The 26,892-nt window shown below is 77.3% G+C and carries 3 protein-coding genes; all 3 read left to right on the top strand.

Going from position 1 to position 26,892, the window contains the following annotated elements; genetic code table 11:
* Positions 1-534 (top strand): phosphopantetheine-binding protein (locus LPA42_RS04765; RefSeq protein WP_228986346.1); only part of this gene is annotated, 534 nt, incomplete at its 5' end.
* A gap of 42 nt (positions 535-576) precedes the next feature.
* Positions 577-15,555, top strand: a complete 14,979-nt coding sequence (locus tag LPA42_RS04760; RefSeq protein ID WP_077940469.1) for a type I polyketide synthase — start codon at positions 577-579, stop codon at positions 15,553-15,555.
* A gap of 45 nt (positions 15,556-15,600) precedes the next feature.
* The gene (locus LPA42_RS04755) at positions 15,601-26,877 is read left to right on the top strand and encodes a type I polyketide synthase (RefSeq protein ID WP_228986345.1); all 11,277 of its coding nucleotides are present in this window, start codon (positions 15,601-15,603) and stop codon (positions 26,875-26,877) included.
* The last annotated feature ends 15 nt before the right edge of the window (positions 26,878-26,892 follow it).

Genomic DNA, 26,892 nt, shown 5'->3' with positions numbered 1-26,892 from the left:
GCCGCGGTGGCGGCGCTGCGCGACACCCTCGCCGCCACCGCGGAGGCCGAGCGCGACCGGGTGCTGTCCGACCTGGTCCGCACCCACGCGGCGGCGGTCCTCGGGTACGCGTCGCTGCGTGACATCGACGCCGACAAGGGCTTCGTGGAGCTGGGCTTCGACTCGCTGACGGCGGTGGAGTTCCGCAACCGGCTCACCGCCGCCACCGGGCTGCGGCTGCCGTCCACCCTCGTCTACGACCGGCCCACCACCACCGCCCTCGTCGGCTACCTGCGGGGCGCGCTGCTCGCCGAGCGCAACACGTCCGCGCTGTCGGTGCTCGGCGAGCTGAGCAAGCTGGAGACCGTCATGCGGGCCGTCGCCGCCGACGACACCGACCGCGCCGCCGTCGCCGACCGGCTGCGGGAACTGCTGTCGGCGTGGACGCACACCGAGGCCGACGCCGACGACGACGGCACCGGCGACGGCGGGCTCGCCTCCGCCACCGCGGAGGAGATCTTCCACCTGCTCGACGACGAGCTCGGAACGGCCTGACCCGGATGTCCCGGACGTCTGATCCCGATACGGAGTGGCCCGATGCCCACTGAGGCGGAGTTCCTCGACTACCTCCGGCGCGCCACGGCCGACCTGCGCGAGGCGCGGCGGCGGGTGCGCGAGGTGGAGGCGAAGGACCGCGAGCCGATGGCCGTCGTCGGCATGGCCTGCCGGTTCCCCGGCGGCGTACGCGGCCCGGACGACCTGTGGGACCTCGTCGACGCCGGCCGCGAGGGGCTGGGTGACTTCCCCACCGACCGGGGCTGGGACCTGGAGCGGCTGTTCCACGTCGACCCGGACAACCCGGGCACCTCCTACACCGACCAGGGCGGGTTCCTCTACGACGCCACCGAGTTCGACCCGGCCTTCTTCGGCATCAGCCCCCGCGAGGCCCTGGCCATGGACCCGCAGCAGCGGCTGCTGCTGGAGAGCGCGTGGGAGGCGTTCGAGTCCGCCGACCTGGACCCGCAGCGGCTGCGCGGCAGCCGCACCGGCGTCTTCGCCGGCGTCATGTACCACGACTACGCCTCCCGGGTGCTGGACCTGCCCGAGGGCGTCGAGGGCTACCTCGGCACCGGCAACTCCGGCAGCCTCGTCTCCGGCCGGGTCGCCTACACGTACGGGCTCGAAGGGCCCGCCGTCACCGTCGACACGGCCTGCTCGTCGTCGCTGGTCGCCGTGCACCTCGCCGTGCAGGCGCTGCGCCAGCGCGACTGCGACCTGGCCCTGGCCGGCGGCGTCACCGTGCTGTCCACCCCCGGCGTGTTCGCCGAGTTCTCCCGGCAGCGTGGCCTCGCCCCCGACGGGCGGTGCAAGTCGTTCGCCGACGCCGCCGACGGCACCGGCTGGGCCGAGGGCGTCGGCGTGCTGCTGCTCCAGCGGCTCTCCGACGCCCAGCGCGACGGCCGCCGCGTCTACGCGGTGATCCGGGGCAGCGCCGTCAACCAGGACGGAGCCAGCAGCGGCCTCACCACGCCCAACGGCCCCTCCCAGGAGCGGGTCATCCGGCAGGCCCTGGCCAACGCCCGGCTCGCCCCCGCCGACGTGGACGCCGTCGAGGCGCACGGCACCGGCACCACCCTCGGCGACCCGATCGAGGCGCAGGCGCTGCTGGCCACCTACGGGCAGGACCGGGCCGGGGCGGAGCCGCTGTGGCTCGGCTCGGTCAAGTCCAACCTGGGCCACACCCAGGCCGCCGCGGGCGTCGCCGGGCTGATCAAGATGGTGCAGGCGCTGCGGCACGGCCGGCTCCCCGCCACCCTGCACGTCGACGCGCCGTCTGCGCACATCGACTGGTCGGCCGGGGCCGTGTCGCTGCTCACCGAGCCCCGGCCGTGGCCCGCCGTGGACCGGCCGCGCCGGGCCGCCGTGTCGTCGTTCGGCATCTCCGGCACCAACGCCCACGTCATCCTCGAACAGGCCCCCGCCGCCGAGGAGCCCGACCCGGCCGCGCCGGCCGTCGTCCCGCCGCTGTCGCCGGTCCTGCTGTCGGCCCGCAGCCCGGAGTCCCTCGCCGCGCTGGCCCGCCGCTGGGCCGACCACCTCGACGCCGACCCCGACGCCCGCCCCGTCGACGTCGCCGCGTCCTCGCTCGCCCGCGCCGGGCTGCCCCGGCGGGCCGTCGTCCTCGCCGCCGACCGCGCCGAGCTGCTCGCCGGGCTGCGCGCCCTCGCCGCCGACGAGCCGGCCGCGCCGGTCGTCACCGGCACCGCCGCGCCCCGGGGCCGGGTCGCGTTCCTCTTCTCCGGGCAGGGCGCGCAGCGCCCCGGCATGGGCCGCGAGCTGGCCGAGGCGTTCCCCGTGTTCGCCGCCGCCCTCGACGAGGTGTGCGCCGCGCTCGATGCGCACCTGCCCCGGCCGCTGCGCGAGGTGCTGTTCGCCGCCGCCGGCACGCCCGAGGTCGACCTGCTGCACCAGACCGTGTTCACCCAGGCCGGGCTGTTCGCCGTCGAGGTCGCGCTGTTCCGGCTCGCCGGGTCGTTCGGGCTCGCCCCCGACTACCTCGTCGGCCACTCCATCGGCGAGCTGGCCGCCGCGCACGTCGCCGGGGTGCTCACCCTCGCCGACGCCGCGACGCTGGTCGCCGCCCGGGGCCGGCTCATGCAGGCCCTGCCGGCCGGCGGGGCGATGCTCGCCGTCGCCGCCGACGAGGCGTCCGTGGTCGAGTCCCTCGCCGGGGTGACCGGCCGCATCGGCATCGCCGCCGTCAACGGCCCCGCCGCCGTGGTCGTCTCCGGCGACGCCGCCGCCGTCGAGGAGGTGGCCGCCCACTGGGCCGAGCGGGGCACCCTCATCCACCGGCTGCGGGTCAGCCACGCGTTCCACAGCGAGCTGATGGACCCGATGCTCGCCGAGTTCGCCGCCGTCGCCGCCGGGCTGACGTTCTCCCCGCCCACCGTGCCGATCGTGTCGAACCTGACCGGCCGGGTCGCCGGGCCGGAGCTGCTGTGCAGCCCCGACTACTGGGTGCGGCACGTCCGCGAGGCCGTCCGCTTCGCCGACGCCGTCGACCGGCTCGCCGAGGCCGGCGTCGGCACGTACGTCGAGCTGGGCCCCAACGGCGTGCTCACCGCGATGGCGCAGAGCTGCCTCACCGACCCGACCGCCGTGCTCGTGCCGCTGGCCCGCAAGGACCGCCCCGAGCCGCGCGCCCTGCTGGAGGCCCTGGCCCGGCTGCACGCCGACGGCCTGCCCGTCGACTGGGACGCCCTGCTCGCCGGGGCCGGCGCGCGCCGGGTCGACCTGCCAACGTACGCGTTCGCGCACGAGCGGTACTGGCTGGAGCCGGTCGGCCGGATCGCCGACGTCACCGGCGCCGGCCTCGGCGCGGCCGGGCACCCGCTGCTCGGCGCGGCGGTCTCCGTGGCCGGCGAGGACATGGTGCTGCTCACCGGCCGGCTGTCCCTGGCCACCCACGGCTGGCTCGCCGACCACGCCGTCTCCGGCGTCGTCGTGGTGCCCGGCGCGGCCCTGGTCGAGCTGGTCGTGCGGGCCGGCGACGAGGTCGGCGCGTCCCGGGTGCGGGAGTTGACCGTCGCCACCCCGCTGACCCTGCCCGAGGCCGGCGGCGTCCGCGTGCAGGTGCGCGTCGGCGCGGCCGACGACACCGGCGCCCGTGCGGTGACCGTGCACGCCCAGGCCGAGGAGGACCCGGAGGGCGGCTGGGTCCGGCACGCCGAGGGCGTCCTCGAACCCGCCGCAGACGACGAGCCCGCCCTCGGCGTGTGGCCGCCCGTCGCGGCCACCGAGGTCGACCTCGCCCAGTGGTACGACGCCCTCGCCGGGCGCGGCCTGGCGTACGGGCCCGCGTTCCGGGGGCTGCGTCGGCTGTGGACCGGCGACGGCGAGGTGTACGCCGAGGTCGCCCTGCCCGAGGAGGCCGCCGGGCCCGCCGCCGCGTTCGGCGTGCACCCGGCGTTGCTGGACGCCGCCCTGCACCCCGTGGGGGCGCTGCTCGCCGACACCGACGGCGGCCCCCGGGTGCCGTTCGCGTTCTCCGGCGTGCAGGTGCACGCGTCCGGGGCGACGGCGCTGCGGGTGCGGCTGACCCGCGACGGCTCGGCGGTGCGGCTCGTCGCCACCGACGGCGCGGGCGCCCCCGTGGTGTCGGTGGACGCCCTCGCGTTGCGGGAGATGACGGGCCTGACCGCCCCCGGCGTCGCCGCCCGCTCGCTGTTCGAGGTCGCCTGGCAGGCCGAGGAGGTGCCGCCCGCCGAGGAGCCCACCGGCTGGGCGCTGCTGACCCCCTCCCGCCCGGTGTGGGCCCTCGACCTGCCCGTCTTCGCGGACGTGGCGGCGGTGCTGGCCGCCGCCGGCGAGGCGGGGGAGGGGCTGCCCCGCGCACTCGTGCTCCCGGTCCTCCCCGCGCCCGCCGCCTCTTCCGAAGGCGGCCTGCCCGCCGCCGAACGCTCCGGGTTGCCCGACGTCTCGCCCGCCGGCCTGCCCGACGTCGTGCGGGCCGTCGCGGCCGACATGCTCGGCGTGGTCCAGGCGTGGCTGGCCGCCGACGCGCTGGCCGACACCCGGCTGGTCGTGCTGACCCGGGGCGCGGTGGCCACCCGCGACGACGACCCCGTCACCGACCTCGCCGGGGCCGCCGTGTGGGGCCTGCTGCGCTCGGCGCAGTCCGAGCACCCCGACCGGATCGTCCTCGCCGACCTGGCCGCCGACCTGACCGCCGCCGACCCCGACGCCGCTGGTGTCGACGCCGCCGCCCTGGCGGTGCTCGCCCGGGTGGCCGACGACCCCGCCGCCACCGGCGGGCAGGTGGCGCTGCGCGGCGACACCGTGCTCACCCCGCGCCTCGTGCGCGCCGCCGCCCCGGCCGATGCCCCGGCCGCGCCCGTCCTCGGCGACGGCACCGTCCTGGTCACCGGCGGCACTGGCGCGCTCGGCGCGCTCGTCGCCGAGCACCTCGTCACCGCGTACGGGGCCCGGTCGCTGCTGCTGGTGTCCCGGCAGGGCCCGGCGGCCCCCGGCGCGGACGCGCTGGCGCAGCGGCTCACCGGCCTGGGCGCCCGCGTCGAGGTGGTCGCCGCCGACGTCACCGACCCCGACCGGGTGGCCGCCCTCGTCGCCGGGGTCGGCGGCCGGCTGGCCGGCGTCGTGCACACCGCCGGCGTGCTCGACGACGGCGTGGTCACCGCGATCAGCCCCGAGCGGCTGGCCGGGGTGCTCGCCCCGAAGGCCGCCGCCGCGTGGCACCTGCACGAGGCGACCGCCGGGCGGGACCTCGACCTGTTCGTCGTGTACTCCTCCGTCGCCGGGGTGCTCGGCTCACCCGGCCAGGCCGCGTACGCGGCGGCGAACACGTTCCTGGACGCCCTCGCCGCGTACCGCCGGCAGGCCGGCCTGCCCGCCGCGAGCCTCGCCTGGGGCATGTGGGACACCGCCGGGATGGCCGCGACGGTCGGCGACGCCGACCGGGCGCGCTCGGCCCGCGCCGGCATCTCGCCGATGAGCGCCGACACCGGCCTCGAACTGTTCGACGCGGCCCTCGCCGCCGGCCGGCCCGCCCTCGTGCCGGCCGTGCTCGACGTGCCGGCCATGCGGTCCCGGGTGGTCGCCGGCCGGGTGCCGTCGCTGCTGCGGGTGCTGCTCGGCGCGGTGCCCACCCGCCGGCAGGCCGGCCACGGCAACTGGGCCGACCGGATCGCCGGCCTGGACCCGCAGGATGCCCGCGACCAGGTCGACGCCCTCGTGCGGGGCCTCGTCGCGCAGGTCCTCGGGCACGGTGGCGCGGACGCCGTGCCGGCGGACCGGGCGTTCCGGGAGCTGGGCTTCGACTCGCTGACGGCGGTGGACCTGCGCAACCGGGTCAACGCGGCCACCGGGCTGCGGCTGGCGTCCACGCTGGTGTTCGACTACCCGACCCCGCGCATCCTCGCCGGCCAGGTGTACGCGGAACTCGCCGGCAACCGGGCCGCCACCGTCACCCCGGCCGAGGCGGCCACCGCCACCGGCCTCGACGACCCGATCGCGATCGTCGGCCTGGCCTGCCGCTTCCCCGGCGGCGCGGACAACCCGGACCAGCTGTGGGAGCTGCTGGCCACCGGCGGCGACGGGATCAGCGAGTTCCCCGCCGACCGGGGCTGGGACCTCGACACCCTGTTCGACCCCGACCCGGCCAACAGCGGCACCTCGTACACCCGGCACGGCGGCTTCCTCTACGGGGCGGCGGAGTTCGACCCCGGGTTCTTCGGCATCAGCCCCCGCGAGGCCCTGGCCATGGACCCGCAGCAGCGGCTGTTGCTGGAGACCGCGTGGGAGACGTTCGAGTCCGCCGGGCTCGACCCGCACCGGCTGCGCGGCAGCCGCACCGGCGTGTTCGCCGGCGTCATGTACCACGACTACGCCTCCCGGCTGATGGACCTGCCCGCCGAGGTGGAGGGCTACATCGGCACCGGCACCTCCGGCAGCGTGCTGTCGGGGCGGGTGGCCTACACGTTCGGCCTGGAGGGGCCCGCCGTCACCGTCGACACCGCGTGCTCGTCGTCGCTGGTCGCCCTGCACCTCGCCGCGCAGGCGCTGCGCAGTGGCGAGTGCGACCTGGCCCTCGCGGGCGGCGTCACCGTGATGGCCACCCCGGGGACGTTCGTCGAGTTCTCCCGGCAGCGCGGCCTGTCGGCCGACGGGCGGTGCAAGTCGTTCGCCGCCGCCGCCGACGGCACCGGCTGGGGCGAGGGCGTCGGCATGCTGCTCGTGCAGCGGCTCTCCGATGCGCAGCGCGACGGCCGGCGGGTCTACGCGATCGTGCGCGGCACGGCCGTCAACCAGGACGGCGCGTCCAACGGTCTCACCGCGCCGAACGGGCCGTCGCAGCAGCGCGTCATCCGGCAGGCCCTCGCCAACGCCCGGCTGACCCCGGCCGACGTGGACGCCGTCGAGGCCCACGGCACCGGCACCACCCTCGGCGACCCGATCGAGGCCCAGGCGCTCCTGGCCACCTACGGGCAGGACCGGCCCGCCGACCGGCCGCTGCTGCTCGGGTCGATCAAGTCGAACATCGGGCACACCCAGGCCGCCGCCGGCGTCGCCGGGGTGATCAAGATGGTGCTCGCGCTGCGGCACGGGCTCGTCCCGCCCACCCTGCACGTGGACGAGCCGTCCCCGCACATCGACTGGACCGCTGGGGCCGTCGCCCTGGCCACGCAGGCGACGCCGTGGCCGGCCGTCGACCGGCCCCGCCGCGCCGCCGTCTCCTCCTTCGGCATCAGCGGCACCAACGCCCACGTCGTGCTCGAACAGGCCCCCGAGCCGGCCGTCGCCGCCGAGTCCCGGCCCGGCGCCGCCGCCGACGCCGGCCTCGTGCCGTTCGTGCTCTCCGCCACCGACCGGGCCGCGCTGCGGGAACAGGCCGCCCGGCTGCGCGCCCACCTCGCCGCCCACCCCGAGGTCGAACCGGCCGAGGTCGGCTACGCCCTCGCCACCACCCGGGCGGCGTTCGGCCACCGGGCCGTCGTGCTCGGCCAGGACCAGGCCGAACTGGCCCAGGGCCTCACCGCCCTGGTCGACGGCGAGACCGTCGCGGGCGTCGTCACCGGCACGGCGCTGCGCAACACCGCCCCCGTCTTCGTCTTCTCCGGCCACGGCTCCCAGTGGCCCGGGATGGCCGTCGACCTGCTCGACAGCTCCCCGGTGTTCGCCGCGTCCATCGCCGAGTGCGAGGCCGTCCTCACCCCCTGGGTGGACTGGTCCCTCACCGGCGTGCTGCGCGGGGCCGAGGGCGCCCCGCCGCTGGTCGCCTCCGGCGTCGTGCAGCCCGCACTGTGGGCCGTGATGGTCTCCCTGGCCCGGCTGTGGCGCTCGCTGGGCGTCCGCCCCGGTGGCGTCGTCGGCCACTCCCAGGGCGAGATCGCCGCGGCCTGCGTCGCCGGGGCCCTCACCCTGGAGGACGCCGCCAAGATCGTCGCCCTGCGCAGCCAGGTGCTCGTCGACATCGCCGGCCGAGGCGGCATGGTCTCCGTGGCCCTGCCCGCCGACCGGGCCCGCGACCTGCTCAAGCGGTGGGCCGGGCGGCTCTCCGTCGCCGTGGTCAACGGCCCCGGGTCGGTCGTGGTGGCCGGCGACGTCGACGACCTCGCCGACCTCGTCGCCGCCTGCGCCGCCGACGGCGTGCGCACGCGAGGCATCGACGTCGAGTACGCCTCCCACTCCCCGCAGGTCGAGGCGGTCGCCGGCCGGCTCCTGGCCAGCCTCGACGGGATCACCCCCCGCCCCGCCGAGCTGCCGTTCTATTCCGCGCTCACCGGCGAGCAGACCGACACCACCACGCTCGACGCCGGCTACTGGTACCGCAACCTGCGCGAGACCGTGAACTTCGAGCAGGCCGTACGCAACCTGCTCGCCGACGGCCACCAGGTCTTCCTGGAGGTCGGCCCGCACCCCGTGCTCAGCTTCGGCATGCAGGAGACCATCGACACCGCCGAACACGAGGCGGCCGTGGTCAACACCCTGCGCCGGGGCGACGGCGGCTGGGCCCGGATCCTCACCGCGCTGGCCGAGCTGCACGTGCGCGGCGTCGAGGCCGACTGGAACGCCGTCTGCGGCGTGCGCACCGGTCCGGCCGTGCCGCTGCCCACGTACGCCTTCCACCGGCAGCGCTACTGGCCGGAGGCCCCCGTACGCACCGGACCGGCCGCCGCCGCCGACGACCCCGCCGACCGGCAGTTCTGGGACGCCGTCGAACGTGCCGACGCCGACGCCCTCGCCGCCGCCATGCGCATCGACACCGCCGACGCCCGCGTCCTCGGCGAGGCCCTGCCGCTGCTGTCCTCGTGGCGGCAGCGCCGCCGCGACGAGTCCACCGTGGACGCCTGGCGCTACCGGGTGCAGTGGACGCCGCTCACCGCTGCCGCCGGCGCCACCCTCGGCGGGACCTGGCTGCTCGTCGCGCCCGCCGCGTACGCCGGCCAGCCGATCGTCGGTCAGGTCGTGCAGGCCCTCGGCGAGGCCGGGGCGGACGTGACCCCGCTGGCCGTCGCCGACGCCGACCGGGCGGCCCTGGCCGCGCGCCTCGCCGATGTCGACGCCGCCGCCGTCACCGGCGTGCTGTCCCTGCTCGCCCTCGACGAGACCCCCCACCCGCAGCGGCCCGTCGTCCCCGCCGGCCTCGCCGGCACCCTCGCCCTCGTGCAGGCCCTCGGCGACGCCGGCATCACCGCCCCGCTGTGGTGCGCCACCGGCGGCGCGGTCTCCACCGGCCGCGCCGACCCCCTCGACCACCCCCGGCAGGCCCTCGTCTGGGGCCTCGGCCGGGTCGCCGCCCTGGAACACGCCGACCGGTGGGGCGGCCTCGTCGACCTGCCCGCGAAGCTGGACCGACGCGCCCGGGGCCGGCTCGCCGCCGTCCTGGCCGGCGTCGGCCACGAGGACCAGGTCGCCGTGCGCACCTCCGGCCTGTTCGCCCGCCGGCTCGCCCGCGCCGCCGCCGAACCCGCCCCGCAGCGGCCCGGCTGGCGGCCCGCCGGCACCGCCCTGGTCACCGGCGGCCTCGGCTCCCTCGGCGCGCACGTGGCCCGCTGGCTGGCCCGCGAGGGCGCGGCGCACCTGGTGCTGACCAGCCGGCAGGGCCCGGCGGCGGCCGGCGCGGCCGAGCTGGAGGCCGAGCTGACCGGCCTCGGCGCGCGCGTCACCGTCGCGGCCTGCGACGTGGCCGACGCCGACTCGCTGCGCGCCCTCGTCGACGGGCTCGCCGCCGACGGCGTCACCGTCGACGCCGTGTTCCACGCCGCCGGGGTGGCCCACGCCGGCCCGCTCGCCGGCACCGACGTCGGCGAGCTGGCCGACGGCCTGCACGCCAAGGTCGCCGGGGCGGTCAACCTCGACGAGGTCCTCGGCGGCGACGTGTCCGCGTTCGTGCTCTTCTCCTCCGGCGCGGGCGTGTGGGGCGGCGGCCTCCAGGGCGGCTACGCCGCCGGCAACGCCTTCCTCGACGCCCTCGCCGAGGACCGCCGCCGCCGGGGCCTCGCCGCCACCGCCGTCGCCTGGGGCGCGTGGGACGGCGGCGGCATGTTGGAGACCGACGGCGCCGCCGACCAGATGTTCCGCTCCGGGGTGCGGCCGATGCGCCCCGACCTGGCCGTGGCCGTGCTCGCCCGCGCCCTCGCCGACGACGACACCACCCTCACCGTCGCCGACATCGCCTGGGACCGGTTCCACCAGACGTTCGCGATGACCCGCCCCCGGCCGCTGATCGAGGACATCCCCGAGGTGGCCCGGATCCTCGCCGCCCGCACCCGCGACGACGACGAGCCGGCCGAGGCGTCCCCGCTGCGCGGCCGGCTCGCCGGTCTCGCCGAGCCGGAGCGCCGCCGCACCCTGCTGGAGCTGGTGCGGGTGCACGCCGCCGCCGTGCTCGGGCACGCCTCCGCCGAGGCGATCGGGGCGGACCGGCCGTTCAGGGAGATCGGCTTCGACTCGCTCAGCGCCGTGGAGATGCGCAACCGGCTCGGCGAGGCCGTCGGCCTGCGGCTGCCCGCCACCCTCGTCTTCGACCGGCCCACCCCGACGCTGCTCGCCGGCTGGCTGGCCGACCGCATCCTCGGCGTCACCGAGCAGGCCGCCGCGCCCACCCGGGCCGCCGCCGCCCTCGACGAGCCCATCGCCATCGTCGCGATGAGCTGCCGCTACCCCGGCGGCGTCGCCAGCCCCGAGGACCTGTGGCGGCTCGTCGCCGACGGCCGCGACGCCATCGCCGGGTTCCCCGCCGACCGGGGCTGGGACCTCGACGCCATCTACGACCCCGACCCCGACACCCCCGGCACCTCGTACGTGCGCGAGGGCGGCTTCGTCGCCGACGTCGCCGGGTTCGACGCGGCGCTGTTCGGCATCTCCCCGCGCGAGGCGCTGGTGATGGACCCACAGCAGCGGCTGCTGCTGGAGACCGGCTGGGAGCTGTTCGAACGCGCCGGCATCGCCCCCGCCGACCTGCGGGAGAGCAACACCGGCGTCTTCGTCGGCACCAACGGCCAGGACTACGCCACGCTGCTGATGGCCGCCCGCGCCGAGACCGAGGGCTACCAGGCCACCGGCAACGTGGCGGCCGTCGTCTCCGGGCGGCTCTCCTACACCTTCGGCCTGCAGGGCCCGTCCGTCTCCGTCGACACCGCCTGCTCGTCGTCGCTGGTGGCCCTGCACCTGGCCGTGCAGTCGCTGCGCTCCGGCGAGTGCGACACGGCCGTCGCCGGTGGCGTCACCGTGATGGCCACCCCCGGCCCGTTCCTGGAGTTCGCCCGGCAACGCGGCCTCGCCGCCGACGGCCGGTGCAAGTCGTTCGCGGGGGCCGCCGACGGCACCGGCTGGGGCGAGGGCGCCGGCCTGCTGCTGCTCCAGCGGCTCTCCGACGCCCGCCGTGACGGCCGCCGGGTCCTCGCCGTGGTACGCGGCTCCGCCACCAACTCCGACGGCGCGTCCAACGGGCTCACCGCCCCCAACGGCCCCGCCCAGCAGCGGGTCATCCAGCAGGCCCTGGCCAACGCGCGGCTCACCGCCGCCGACGTGGACGCCGTCGACGGCCACGGCACCGGCACCCGCCTCGGCGACCCGATCGAGGCGCAGGCGCTCCTCGCGACGTACGGGCAGGACCGGCCCGCCGACCGGCCGCTGCTGCTCGGCTCGATCAAGTCGAACATCGGCCACACCCAGGCCGCGGCCGGCGTGTCCGGCGTCATCAAGATGGTCATGGCGCTCCAGCACGACCTGCTGCCGCCCACCCTGCACGTCGACGAGCCCACCCCGCACGTCGACTGGGCGGCTGGCGCGGTCGCGCTGCTCGCCGAGCCCACCCCGTGGCCCGCCGTGGACCGGCCCCGCCGGGCCGCCGTGTCGGCGTTCGGGGTCAGCGGCACCAACGCCCACGTCATCCTCGAACAGGCCCCGCCCGCCGACGACCGGCCGCAGCCGCAGGCCGGCGACGCGGAGCCGCCCGCGCCGCCGCTGCTGCCCTGGGTGGTCTCCGGCGACGACGCCGACGGGCTGGCCGCCCAGGCCGCCCGCCTCGCCGACTGGGCCGAGGCCGAGGCCGACGCCGACGCCGCCAGCGACGCCGCCGTCGCCCGGGTGCTCGCCACCGGCCGCTCCCACCTGCGGCACCGGGCCGTGCTGCTCGCCGCCGACCGCGACGCGTACGTGGCCGGGCTGCGGGCCCTCGCCGCCGGGCAGCACCACCCCACCCTCACCCGGGACGTCGCCGAGCCCGGCGGCACCCTCGCCGTCCTCTTCTCCGGCCAGGGCGCCCAGCACGCCGGCATGGGCCGCGAGCTGTACCGGACGTTCCCCGCCTTCGCCGAGGCCCTCGACGAGGTGTGCCAGCATCTCGACGCGCACCTGCCCCGGCCGCTCAAGGCGGTGCTGTTCGCCGCCGACGGCAGCGCCGAGGCCGACCTGATCCACCAGACCGTGTTCACCCAGGCCGGCCTGTTCGCCGTCGAGGTGGCCCTGCACCGGCTCCTCGCCGGCTGGGGGATCGTGCCGGACCTCGTCGCCGGGCACTCCGTCGGCGAGATCACCGCCGCCCACGTCGCCGGGGTGCTCAGCCTGCCCGACGCCTGCGCGCTCGTCGGCAACCGGGGCCGGCTCATGCAGGCACTCCCGGCCGGCGGCGGGATGCTCGCCGTCGCCGCGCCTGAGGCCGACGTCGCCGCGACCCTGGCCCCGTACGCCGGCCGGGTCGCCGTCGCCGCCGTCAACGGCCCGGCCGCCGTGGTCGTCTCCGGCGCCGCCGACGCCCTCACCGACCTGGCCGACCACTTCGCCGCCCTCGGCGTACGCACCAAGCGGCTCACCGTCAGCCACGCGTTCCACAGCCCGCTGATGGAGCCGATGCTCGCCGAGTTCGCCGCCGTCGCCGCCGGCCTCGACTACGCCCCGCCGACCGTCCCGCTCGTGTCCAACCTGACCGGCCGGGTCGCCGACCCCGAGCAGATCTGCACCCCCGACTACTGGGTACGGCACGTGCGCGACGCCGTCCGGTTCGCCGACACCGTCGAGCACCTGCACACCCTCGGCGTCGCCGCGCTGCTCGAGGTCGGCCCCGACACGGTGCTCACCGCCCTGGCCGCCGACGCGCTGCCCGACGCCGGCCGCACCCTCGTCACCGGCGTCCAGCGGCCCGGCCGGAGCGAGGCCGAGGCGCTGCTCGGCGCGCTGGCCCGGCTGCACTGCCACGGCGTACGGGTCGACTGGGCGGCCCTGCTGCCCGCCGCCGACCCGGTCACCCCGCCCACGTACGCCTTCCGGCACCAGCGGTTCTGGCCCGTCGGCGACGGCGACGTGCTGCGCACCGCCGAGCCGGCCGCCCCCGCCGCCGGCACCGCCGACGAGGCGTTCTGGCAGGCCGTGACCGACGCCGACGGCGACGCCCTCGCCACCCACTTCGGCGTCGACCCGGACCGGCCGCTGCGCGACCAGCTGCCCACCCTCGCCCACTGGCACCGGCAGCGGCAGACCGACGCGCTCGTCGACGGCTGGCGCTACCGCATCACCTGGCCGCAGCGCCGCCTCACCGCCGGCCCCGCCACCGGGGAGTGGCTGCTGGTCGTCCCCGCCGGGGCGCAGACCGGCCCGGCCGCCGGCCAGCACGGCGGCGACACGCCGCCGGCCACCGGCACCGACGCCAGCGCCGACGGGATCGCCGACACCGCCGACCGGATCGGCACGCTGGTCGCCGCGCACGGCGGCACCGTGCGGACCCTCGCCGTCGACCCCGCCACGGCCACCCGCGCCGAACTCGCCGCGCTGCTCGCGGCCGGCACGGCCACCCGTACCGTGTCGCTGCTGGCCCTCGACGAGCGCCCCCACCCCGACCACCCGGCCGTGCCCGCCGGGCTCACCGGCAACCTCGCCCTCGTCCAGGCCGTCACCGACGCCGCCCCCGCCGGGCCGCTGTGGCTGCTCACCCGGCAGGCCGTCAGCACCGGCCCCGGCGACCTGATCGCCCACCCCGCCCAGGCCACCACCTGGGGCCTCGGCCTGGTCACCGCCCTGGAACACCCCGCCCACTGGGGTGGCCTGCTCGACCTGCCCGCCGAGCTGGACCCGGCCGCCGGGGACCACCTGCTGCGGGCGCTGACCAACACCGACGCCGAGGACCAGCTCGCCGTGCGTCCCCTCGGCACCCACCTGCGCCGCCTCGCCCGCGCCGCCCGCGCCGAGCGGCCCGACGCCCCCGCCTGGCAGCCGTCGGACACCGTGCTGATCACCGGCGGCACCGGCGCGATCGGCTCGTACGCCGCCGCCTGGCTGGCCCGGCACGGCGCGCGCCGGCTCATCCTGGTCAGCCGGCGCGGCCCCGACGCGCCCGGCGTCGCCGCCACCCTCGCCGAGCTGGCCGACCTCGGCGCGCACGCCCGCGCCGTGGCCTGCGACCTGGCCGACCGCGACGCCGTCGCCGCCCTCGTCGCCGGCCTGCGCCGCGACGGCGAGACCGTACGCGCCGTCGTGCACGCCGCCGGCGTCGGCCGGCTCAACCCGGTCAGCGTCGTCGGCACCGACGAACTCGCCGACGTCGTCGCCGGCAAGACCGCCGGTGCCCGCCACCTCGACGAGTTCCTCGACCCCGACGACCTGGAGCTGGTCGTCTACTTCTCGTCCATCGCCGCCGCGTGGGGCGTCGGCGACCACGGCGCGTACGCCGCAGGCAACGCCTTCCTCGACGCGTGGGCGCAGTCCCGACCCGCCGGCCGGGCCCGGGTCGTCTCCGTCAACTGGGGACCGTGGGCCGGCGGCGGCATGGTCAGCGACGACCACGCCGTCGCGATGAGCCGGCGCGGCGTGTCCCTGCTCGACCGGGAACCCGCGATGGCCGCCCTGCGCGCCGCGATCACCGGCGACGGCACCGTGCTCACCGTCGCCGACGTCGACTGGGCCCGCTTCGCCCCCGTCTTCGCCTCCGCCCGGCCCCGGCCCCTGATCGCCGACCTGCCCGAGGTGGCGGCCCAGCGCGTCGGCACCGACCCGGCCGCCGACGGCGGCGACGAGGTCCGCACCGGGCTGCGCAAGCGGCTCGCCGACCTCACCACCGCCGAGCAGAACCGGCTGCTGGTCGACCTGATCCGCACCGCCGCCGCCGAGGTCATCGGCCACGACAGCCCGTACGCCCTGGAGGCCGACCGGCCGTTCCGGGACCTCGGCTTCGACTCGCTGACCGCCGTGGAGCTGCGCGGCCGGCTCGCGAAGGAGACCGGCCTCAGCCCGGCCAGCTCGGTGGTGTTCGACTACCCGACCCCGCAGGCGCTCGCCGAGCACCTGCGCGGCGAGCTGGTCAGCGAGGCGTCCGTGCAGGCGCTGCCGACCGTCGAGGAACTCGACGAGCTGGAGGCCGCCCTCGTCCGGCGCGACACCGACGACCTCGGCCGGGTGCGGGTCACCATGCGGCTGCACCGGCTGCTGGAACGCCTCGGCGCCGCCGACCGGGGCGCGGGGGAGCGGCCCGACGAGGCCGCCGAGGTGGCCGACCGGCTGCGCGTCGCCAGCAACCAGGAGCTTTTCGATCTTGTCGACCGGGACCTCGGGCTTTCCTGAGTCACGCGACACGTACCGGTGCCACACGAGGGAGCGAGATCAACCATGGCGGACGAAGAGAGGCTGCGCGAGTACCTCACGCGGGTCATCGCCGAGCTGCACCAGACCCGCCAGCGGCTGCGCGAGGTCACCGCCGAGGAGTCCGAGCCGGTCGCCATCGTCGCGATGAGCTGCCGCTACCCCGGCGGCATCAGCTCACCCGAGGCGCTGTGGGACTTCGTCTCCGCCGGCGGCGACGCCATCGGCGAGTTCCCCACCGACCGGGGCTGGGACCTCGACCGGCTGCACCACCCCGACCCCGACAACCCCGGCACCTCGTACACCGCCGCCGGGGGGTTCCTCTACGACGCCGGGCGCTTCGACGCCGCCCTGTTCGGGATCTCCCCGCGTGAGGCCCTCGCCATGGACCCGCAGCAGCGGCTGCTGCTGGAGGTCACCTGGGAGCTGTTCGAACGCGCCGGCATCGCCCCGCTGTCCCTGCGCGGCAGCCGCACCGGCGCGTTCGTCGGCACCTCCGGCCAGGACTACGCCGCCGTGCTGCACCGCGCCCCCGGCGTCGAGGGCTACGTCCTCACCGGCTCCGCCGCCAGCGTCGTCTCCGGCCGGCTCGCCTACACCTTCGGCCTGGAGGGGCCCACCGTCACCGTCGACACCGCCTGCTCGTCGTCGTCGGTCGCCGTCCACCTCGCCTGCCAGGCCCTGCGCCAGCGCGAGTGCGGCCTCGCCCTCGCCGGCGGCGCGACCGTGCTGGCCACCCCCGGCCCGTTCGTCGAGTTCTCCCGCCAGCGCGGGCTCGCCGCCGACGGCCGGTGCAAGTCGTTCGCCGCCGCCGCCGACGGCACCGGCTGGTCCGAGGGCGTCGGCATGCTCCTGCTCGAACGCCTCAGCGACGCCCGCCGCAACGGCCACCCCGTCCTCGGCATCATCCGCAGCTCCGCCGTCAACTCCGACGGCGCGTCCAACGGGCTCACCGCCCCCAACGGCCCCGCCCAGCAGCGGGTCATCCGGCAGGCCCTGGCCGGCGCGAAGCTCACCCCCGACCTCGTCGACGTCGTCGAGGCCCACGGCACCGGCACCACCCTCGGCGACCCCATCGAGGCCCAGGCCCTGCTCGCCACCTACGGCCAGGACCGGGGCGACGCCGCGCCACTGCTGCTCGGCTCGATCAAGTCCAACCTCGGCCACAGCCAGGCCGCCGCCGGCATCGCCGGCATCATCAAGATGGTCCTGGCGATGCGGCACGGCACCGTGCCCGCCACCCTGCACGTCGACGAGCCCACCCCGCACGTCGACTGGGCCGCCGGCGCGGTCACCCTCGTCACCGAGCCCACCCCGTGGCCCGCCGTGGACCGGCCCCGCCGGGCCGCCGTCTCCTCGTTCGGCATGAGCGGCACCAACACCCACCTCATCCTCGAACAGCCCGAGGCCGCCGACACCGCGACCGCCGCCGACCGCCCCGAGCCGCCCGCGCCCGTGCTGCTCACCGGCCGCACGCGCACCGCGCTGCGCCGCCAGGCCGAGCAGTGGTCCCGGTACGTCGCCGACGCCGCCCCCCACCCCGCCGACGTCGCCTGGTCCTCGGTGACCTCCCGCAGCCCCCTGGAACACCGGGCCGTCGTCCTCGCCGACGACACCGACGGGCTGCTCGCCGCCCTGACCGCCCTCGCCGACGACCGGCACGCCCCCGGCCTCGTCACCGGTGCCGCCGCCGAACGCGGCGCCGTCGCGTTCCTCTACTCCGGGCAGGGCGCGCAGCGCGCCGGCATGGGCCGTGAGCTGGCCGCCGCGTTCCCCGTCTTCGCGCAGGCCCTCGACGAGGTGTGCGCCGCGCTCGACCCGCACCTGCCCCGGCCGCTGCGGGAGGTGCTGTTCGCCGACGCCGGCACGCCCGAGGCCGCGCTGCTCGACCAGACCGTGTTCACCCAGGCCGGCCTGTTCGCCGTCGAGGTGGCCCTGCACCGGCTCCTCGGCTCCTTCGGCATCGCCCCGGACCTCGTCGCGGGCCACTCCATCGGGGAGGTCGTCGCCGCGCACGTCGCCGGGGTGTTGACCCTCGCCGACGCGGCGAAGCTGGTCGCGGCGCGGGGTCGGCTGATGCAGGCGTTGCCGCCCGGTGGGGCGATGCTGGCGGTCGCCGCTGACGAGGCATCCGTCGTCGAGTCGCTGGACGGGGTGACCGGCCCGGTCGGGATCGCCGCCGTCAACGGCCCGACGTCCGTCGTGGTGTCGGGCGCGGCGTCCGCCGTGGACGAGGTGGCCGGGCGGTGGGCCGCGCGCGGGGTGAAGACGCGGCGGCTGAAGGTCAGCCACGCGTTCCACAGCCCGTTGATGGAACCCATGCTGGCCGGGTTCGCGGCCGTCGTCGCCGGCCTCGACCTGCGCGCGCCGGCCCTGCCGATCGTGTCCAACCTGACCGGTGACCTCGCCGACCCGGAGGCGATCCGCAGCACCGACTACTGGGTGCGGCACGTCCGCGAGGCCGTCCGCTTCGCCGACGGCGTACGCACCCTGCGCGCCCACGGCGTCGGCACCTTCGTCGAGGTCGGCCCCGACGCCGTCCTCGCCGCCGCCGCCGAGGAGACCCTCGCCACCGTCACCGCCGCCGCCGACGTGGCCCCCGCCGCCGTCGTGCCCGCCCTGCGCCGCGACCGCCCCGAACGCCGCGCCCTCCTCGCCGCGCTCGCCCACCTGCACGTCGCCGGCACCGGCGTCCGCTGGGCCGACGTCCTCGCCGACCGGCCCGGCCGCCTCGTCGACCTGCCCACCTACCCGTTCGAGCGGCAGCACTACTGGGTGCCCGCCGAGGCCCCCACCGACCCCGCCACCGGCACCGACCCGCTCGACCACCGGTTCTGGGACGCCGTCGAACGCGCCGACCTCGACGCCCTGCGCGACACCCTCCACATCGACGACGCCACCGCCGACTCCCTGCGCGCCCTGCTGCCCGCCCTCGCCGACTGGCGGCGGCAGCGGCAGGAACACGGCCTCCTCGACGGCTGGCGCTACCGCGCCGAATGGCAGGTCACCGCCGAACCCACCCCCGGCCGGCTCGCCGGCACCTGGCTCCTCGCGCTCCCCGCCGGCCACGCCGACGACCCGGCCGTGGCCGCCGTCCGCGCCGCGCTCACCGACGCCGGGGCCGACCCGCTGCCGCTGACCGTCGCCCCCGACGCCGACCGCGCCGCCCTCGCCGCCGCCCTCGGCGACACCCCGCTCGCCGGGGTCGTCTCCCTGCTCGCCTGGGCACCATCGGCCGACGCCGCCACCCTGCCCGGCCTCGCCGCCACCCTCGCCCTCACCCAGGCCCTCGGCGACGCCGGCCACGACGCCCCGCTGTGGCTGGTCACCCGGGGCGCCGTCGCCGCCGCCGCGTACGACCGGCTCGCCGACCCCGCCCAGGCCGCCACCTGGGGCCTCGGCCGGGTCGTCAGCGTCGAGGCCCCGCACCGCTGGGGTGGCCTCGTCGACCTGCCCACCCGACCCGACGCCCGCGCCGCCGGCCGGCTCGCCGCGATCCTCACCGGCACGACCGGCGAGGACCAGCTCGCCGTACGCGGCCCCGGCGTCTTCGCCCGCCGCCTCGTCCGCGCCGCCCTCGGCGACCGCCCCCCGGCCCGCCGCTACACGCCCACCGGCACCGCCCTCATCACCGGCGGCACCGGCGGCCTCGGCGCGCGCGCCGCCCGCTGGCTCGCCGCAGCCGGAGCCGAACACGTCGTCCTCGTCAGCCGGCGCGGCCCCGCCGCCCCCGGCGCCGCCGACCTCGAAGCCGAACTCACCGCCCTCGGCACCCGGGTCACCGTCGCCGCCTGCGACATCGCCGACCGGGCCGCCCTCGCCGACCTGCTGCGCCGCGTCGAAGCCGACGGCCCGCCCGTGCGCACCGTCGTGCACACCGCCGGCGTCGCCCAGACCACCCCCCTCGCCGAGGTCACCGCCGCCGAACTGGCCGAGGTGACCGGCGGCAAGACCACCGGCGCGACCCACCTGCACGACCTGCTCGCCGACCGGGACCTCGACGCCTTCGTCGTCTACTCGTCCATCGCCGCCACCTGGGGCAGCGCCGGCCAGGCAGGCTACGCCGCCGGCAACGCCTACCTCGACGCGCTCGTGCAGCAGCGCCGCGCCGACGGGCACGCCGGCACCGCCGTCGCCTGGGGCCCCTGGGCCGACGGCGGCATGCACGGGGCCGACTCCGACCAGCAGCTGCGCCGCCGGGGCGTACCCGCCATGGACCCCGCCGTCGCCATGGGCGCGCTCGCGCAGGCCCTCGACCACGACGACGTCACCCTCACCGTCGCCGACGTCGACTGGACCCGGTTCGCCCCCGCGTACGCCTCCGCCCGGCGGCGGCCCCTGCTGGAGGGCGTACCCGAGGCGAAGGCCGCCCTCGACGGCGGCGCACCCACCGACGACGGCGACGACGGCCCCGCCGCGACCCTGCGCCGCCGCCTCGCCGGGCTCACCCCGGCCCGCCGCGAGGAGACCCTCGCCGACCTGATCCGCGACCATGCCGCCGACGTGCTCGGCCACGACGGCGGACCCGCCGCCATCGGCGCCACCACCGCGTTCCGGGACCTCGGCTTCGACTCGCTCACCGCCGTGGAACTGCGCAACCGGCTCGCCGCCGCCACCGGGCAGGCCCTGCCCACCACCCTCGTCTTCGACCACCCCAGCCCGATCGTGCTGGCCCGCTTCCTGCTCGCCGGCCTCCTCGGCGACGCCGCCGACCCCGCCCCGGCCGCCGCCGCGCCCACCGTGGACGGCGACGACCCCGTCGCCATCGTCGGCATGGCCTGCCGCTACCCCGGCGGCATCGCCGACCCCGACCAGCTCTGGCGGCTCGTCGCCGACGGCGTCGACGCCATCGGCGACTTCCCCACCAACCGGGGCTGGGACCTCGACCGGCTCTTCGACCCCGACCCCGCCACCCCCGGCACCAGCTACGCCGACCAGGGCGGCTTCCTCCACGACGCCGCCGACTTCGACGCGGCCTTCTTCGGCATCTCGCCCCGTGAGGCCGCGGCGATGGACCCGCAGCAGCGCCTGTTGCTGGAGGCGTCGTGGGAGGCGGTGGAGCGGGCAGGGGTTGACCCGGCGGGGTTGCGGGGTTCGCGAACAGGGGTGTTCGTCGGCACCAACGGCCAGGACTATGGGGCCCTGTTGATGATGTCCGCCGATGCTGCGGAGGGCTTCGCGGGCACCGGCAACGCGGCGAGTGTGGTGTCGGGTCGGGTGGCGTACGCGTTGGGGTTGGAGGGGCCGGCGGTGTCGGTGGACACGGCGTGTTCGTCGTCCCTCGTCGCCCTGCACCTGGCGGTGCAGGCGCTGCGGCGCGGCGAGTGCGACCTGGCGCTGGCCGGCGGCGTCACCGTGATGACCACCCCCGCCACCTTCGCCGAGTTCTCCCGCCAGCGGGCCCTCGCCGCCGACGGCCGGTGCAAGGCGTTCGCCGAGGCGGCGGACGGCACTGGCTGGGGTGAGGGCGTCGGGGTGCTCCTGGTGGAGCGGCTGTCGGACGCTCGGCGTAACGGTCACCGGGTGCTCGCCGTGGTGCGGGGGAGCGCGGTGAACCAGGACGGTGCGTCGAACGGGTTGACGGCGCCGAATGGTCCGTCGCAGCAGCGGGTGATCCGGCAGGCCCTCGCGTCGGCGGGGCTGTCCACGGCCGATGTGGACGTGGTGGAGGCCCACGGGACGGGCACCACGTTGGGTGACCCGATCGAGGCGCAGGCGCTCCTTGCGACCTATGGCCAGGGTCGGGGCGACGCCGCGCCGCTGCTGCTCGGGTCGATCAAGTCGAACATCGGCCACACGCAGGCGGCCGCCGGTGTCGCCGGGATCATCAAGATGGTTCTCGCGATGCGGCACGGGACCGTGCCCGCCACCCTGCACGTGGACGCCCCGTCGGGGCACATCGACTGGACGGCCGGAGCCGTCGAACTGGTCACCGAGGCCACCCCGTGGCCCGGGACGGACCGGCCCCGTCGGGCGGCGGTGTCGTCGTTCGGCATGTCCGGCACCAACGCGCACGTCATCGTCGAGCAGGGCGACGAGCCCGCCGACGCGCAGGCCGGGGCCCGCGCGCCGGGGCTGGTCGACGCCGACGTGACGGTGTGGCCGGTGTCGGCTCGGTCGAAGGCGGCCCTGGCTGGTCAGGCCGGACGGCTGGCCGCGTACGTGCGGGAGCACGGCGTGCTGGACACCGCGGCGGTCGGTTGGTCCCTGGCGACGACGCGGTCGACGTTCGACCAGCGGGCCGCCGTGGTCGGGTCTGGGGTCGAGGAGCTGCTGTCGGGGCTGGACGCCCTGGCTGGTGGCCAGCCGGCGGGCAACGTGGTCAGCGGTGTCGCCTCTGGTCACGGCTCCGGGCCGGTGTTCGTGTTTCCGGGTCAGGGTGCGCAGTCGGCACGCATGGCCGCCGGTCTGGTCGGTCGTGCGCCGGTGTTCGACGCGCGGCTCGCCGAGTGTCAGCGTGCCCTTGCCCCGTTCCTCGACGTGGATCTCGTGTCGGTGTTGACCGGTGGGGACGAGTCGTGGTTGGAGCGGGTGGAGGTGGTGCAGCCGGTCCTGTGGGCGGTGGGCATCGCCTTGTCCGCCGTCTGGGAGCAGGCGGGCGTGTCCCCGCAGGCGGTGGTGGGTCACTCGCAGGGTGAGATCGGTGCGGCGTGTGTCGCCGGGATTCTGTCCCTGGAGGACGCGGCGAAGACGGTCGCCCTGCGGTCGCGGGCTCTTGCGGTGTTGCGGGGGACGGGTGCGATGGCGTCGGTGGACCTGTCCGCTGACGCGGTCACCGAGCGTCTCCCCGCGTTCCCGGGTGTGGGTGTGGCCGCCGTGAACGGCCCGTCGACGGTGGTCGTGTCCGGGCCGCCGCAGCCCGTGGCCGACCTGGTGGACGCGTGTCAGGCCGAGGGGATCCGCGCCCGCCTGATTCCGGTGGACTACGCGTCGCATTCCCCGTCGGTGCAGGACGTGGCGGAACGGCTGCGCGCCGACCTGGCCGACATCACTCCCCGCCCCGGCCACACCCGCCTGGTCTCGACGCTCACCGGTGACTGGGTCGACCCGGCGTCGATGACCGCCGACTACTGGTATGACAACCTGCGGCAGACCGTCCAGTTCGACGCGGCCGTGCGGGTCGCTGTCGCGGCCGGGCACACCACGTTTGTCGAGATCAGTCCGCACCCGGTGCTGACGATGCCGGTGACGGCGATCCTCGACGATGCCGGCGTCACCGGTTACACCCTGGGCAGCCTGCGGCGGGGTGACGACGACCCGATGCGGCTGCTGACCAACCTGGCCACCGCGCACGCGATCGGCCTGCCCGTCGACCTGACGAAGGTCCTCGCCGCGACCGGCATGGTGCCGCTGCCCACCTACGCGTTCGACCGGGGCCGGTACTGGCTGGAGCCACCCGCCCACCAGGTCCGGGACGTCGGGGCCGCCGGCCTCCAGGACGCCGGACACCCCCTGCTCAGCGCCGCGATCCCCGTCGCCGACGACCAGACGGTCGTGCTCACCGGCCGGCTGTCGGTGCGTACCCACCCGTGGCTCGCGGACCACGCCGTCGGCGGGGCGGTGATCGTCCCCGGGACCGGGATCGTCGACATGGTCGTCCGGGCCGGCGACGAGGTCGACGCCGGCCAGGTCGGCGACCTCACCCTGATCAGCCCGCTCGTCGTCCCACCGGCCGGGGCCGTGCAGGTGCAGGTACGCGTCGGCGCGCCCAGCGACACCGGCGAGCGGACCGTCACCGTGCACTCCCGCCCCGAGGGCGACGGCGACGGCGAGTGGACCCGGCACGCCGAGGGCCTGCTGCTGCCGCAGCTCCCCGCCCCGCTGGTCGTGCCGGGGGAGTGGCCGCCCGCCGACGCCGTCGAGGTCGACGCGGACCTCGACGCCTGGTACGCCGACATGGCCGGCGGCGGCCTCGGCTACGGCCCGGCCTTCCGGGGCCTGCGCCGGGTGTGGCGCGGCGTCGACGAGGCGTACGCCGAGGTGGCCCTGCCCGACGCGGTGGCCGCCGACGCGCCCCGCTTCGGCCTGCACCCCGCCCTGTTCGACGCGGCGCTCCAGGCCAGCGGCCTCACCGGGCTGCTCGGCGACGGCAACCGCGACAGTGACGGCAAGCGCGACGGCGACGTGGCCGCCAGCGGCGACACCGCCGGCACGGGCTGGCTGCCGTTCGCGTTCCGCGCCGTCGGCCTGCACGCCCACGGGGCGACCCGGCTGCGGGTGCGGCTGCGCCCCCTCGGCCCCGACACCCTCGCCGTCACGCTCGCCGACACCGCCGGGCAGCCCGTCGCCACCGTCGAGTCGCTGACGTTCCGCCCGGTCGCCGCCGGCCGGGCCGACGAGGCCGCCGCCCTGCGCCGCAACTGCCTGTTCCACCTCGACTGGACCCCACTGGACCAGCCGGCCGACGCCACGGGCGGCACGGACGCCACGGGCGGCACCCGCTGGGCGCTGCTCGGCGACGACCCGGCCGGCCTCGCCGCCGCGCTGGCCGCCGCCGGGCACCCCGTGACCGCCCACGCCGACCTGGCCGCCCTCGCCGCCGAGGTCGAGCGCTGCGGCGACGTACCCGATGTGGTGGTCGCGCAGTGGGGCGGCGCGGACCCGGCGCGGGCCGGCGACGCCGCGCACGACGCGGCCCGGGAGGCTCTCGCGCTCGTGCAGGGCTGGCTCGCCGAACCCGCCCTGGAGCGGTCCCGCCTGGTGCTGCGCACCGCCGGGGCGGTCGGCGCGGCCCCCGGCGAGGCCCCCCGCGACCTGGCGCGCGCCGCCCTGTGGGGGCTGGTCCGCTCGGCGCAGGCGGAGCACCCCGGCCGGTTCACGCTGCTGGACGCCGACGACGACGCCGGCTGCCTCGCGGCCGTCCCGGCGGCCGTCGCCTGCGGCGAGCCGCAGGTCGCCGTGCGCGACGGCGCGCTGCTCGTGCCCCGGCTGGTGCGGGCCCGCGACGCCGGCACGCTGGCCCTGCCCGGCGACGACGTGCCGTGGCGGCTCGACGTCACCGAGAAGGGCACCCTGGAGAACCTGGCCGTGCTGCCCTGCCCCGAGGTCGGCGACGCGCTGCCGGCCGGGCAGGTACGCGTCGCGATGCGCGCCTCCGGCCTCAACTTCCGGGACGTCGTGCTGACCCTCGGCATGGTCCCCGACCAGGAGGTGCTGGGCAACGAGGGCGCGGGCGTGGTGCTCGACGTCGGCCCCGGCGTCACCGGCGTGGCCCCCGGCGACCGGGTGATGGGCCTGTTCTCCGGCTCGTTCGCCAGCGTCGCCGTCACCGACCACCGCCTCGTCACCCGCATCCCCGACGGCTGGTCGTACGCGGAGGCCGCCGCCGTGCCGGTGGTCTTCCTCACCGCCTGGTACGGCCTGGTCGAGCTGGCCCGCCTCGACGCGGGCGAGTCCGTGCTGGTGCACGCGGCGGCCGGCGGCGTCGGCATGGCCGCCGTGCAGATCGCCCGCCACCTCGGCGCGGAGGTCTACGGCACGGCCAGCCCCGGCAAGTGGCCGGCGCTGCGCGCCACCGGCTTCGACGACGCGCACGTCGCCTCCTCCCGCAGCCTCGACTTCGTCGACGCGTTCCGCGACCGCACCGGCGGGCGCGGCGTCGACGTCGTGCTCAACGCGCTCAGCGGCGAGTACGTCGACGCGTCGCTGCGGCTGCTCGCCCCCGGCGGCCGGTTCGTCGAGATGGGCAAGACCGACAAGCGGGACCCGCAGCGGGTCGCCGCCGACCATCCCGGCGTCGGCTACCAGGTGTTCGACCTCATCGAGGCCGGCCAGGACAAGATCGGCGAGATGCTCGCCGAACTGGTGGCGCTGTTCGCCACCGGCGCGCTGCGCCCGCTGCCCCGCCGCGACTGGGACGTCCGCCGCGCCCCGGAGGCGTTCCGCTTCCTCAGCCAGGCCCGGCACGTCGGCAAGCTCGCCCTGAGCATCCCGCAGGTGCCCCGCCTCGACGGCACCGTCCTCGTCTCCGGCGCGACCGGCACCCTCGGCGCGCTGCTCTGCCGGCACCTGGTCACCGCACACGACGCCCGGCAGCTCCTGCTGGTCAGCCGGCGCGGACCCGACGCCGAGGGCGCCGACGCGCTGCTGGCCGACCTCAAGGCGCTCGGCGCGGACGTGTCGATCGTCGCCGCCGACCTGGCCGACCCGGACGCCGTCGCCGACGTGCTGTCCATGGTGGACGCCCGGCACCCGCTGCGGGCCGTCGTGCACGCGGCCGGTGTCCTCGACGACGGGGTGCTGGAGTCGATGACCCCCGACCGGCTCGCCGCCGTGCTGCGGCCGAAGGTCGACGCCGCCTGGAACCTGCACCGCGCCACGACCGGCCACGAGCTGACCGCGTTCGTGCTGTTCTCCGCCGCCGCCGGGGTCTTCGGCGGCCCGGGGCAGGGCAACTACGCCGCCGGCAACGCGTTCCTCGACGCCCTCGCCGAGCACCGGCGGGCCCTCGGCCTGCCGGCGGTCTCCCTGAGCTGGGGCCGGTGGGCGCAGGCCAGCGGCATGACCGGGCACCTCGACGCCGCCGACATCCGCCGCCTCGACCGGGGCGGCATGGCCGCCCTGTCCAACGAGGAGGCCCTCGCCCTGTTCGACGCCGCCTGGCGGTCCGAGCGGGCCGTGCTGATGCCCGCGAAGATCAGCACCGGGGTCGCCGCGCCGGGCGCGCCCGTGCACCCGCTGCTGACCGGGCTGGTCCGCGCCGCCGGCCGCCGGGCCGCCGCCGGTGAGGCCGCCGACGGGCAGGCGTACGCGGCGCGGCTCGCCGGCCTCACCGCCGACAAGCGGGTACGCGCCCTGCGCGACCTGGTGCTGTCGAACGTCGCCGTCGTCCTCGGCCACGGCGACCCGGCCGGCATCGAGCCGACCCGGGCCTTCCGCGAACTCGGCTTCGACTCGCTGACCGCCGTCGAGCTGCGCAACCGGCTCGGCGCGGCCACCGGGCTGCGGCTGCCCGCCACCCTCGTCTTCGACAATCCGACGCCGGCCGCGCTCGCCGCGCACCTCGCCGAGCAGCTCGCCCCGGCGGCGGCGGCTGGTTTCGGGGCGGGGCCCGGCGGGGCCGGTGCCGGCGGGACCGGGGGCGGGGCGCTCGCCGGGGCCAGCCTGGACCTCGACCGCATCGAGGCGGCCCTCGCCGGCCTCGACCCGGCCGACGACGAGTTCCGCCGCATCACCGACCGGCTGCACGGCCTGCTGGACCGGCTGGCCGAGCGGCAGTCCGACGCGGGCGGCGACGACGACCTGGAGTCGGCCACCGCCGAGAACATCTTCGACCTGATCGACCGCGAGCTGGAGACGTCGTGACCAGCCGCAACGACC

The organism is Micromonospora sp. DH13 (genome assembly GCF_020873825.1).
Taxonomy (GTDB): Bacteria; Actinomycetota; Actinomycetes; order Mycobacteriales; family Micromonosporaceae; genus Micromonospora; species Micromonospora haikouensis.
Note: the sequence above shows the minus strand (reverse complement) of the source record. Positions and strands in the feature narration are given on the sequence as shown.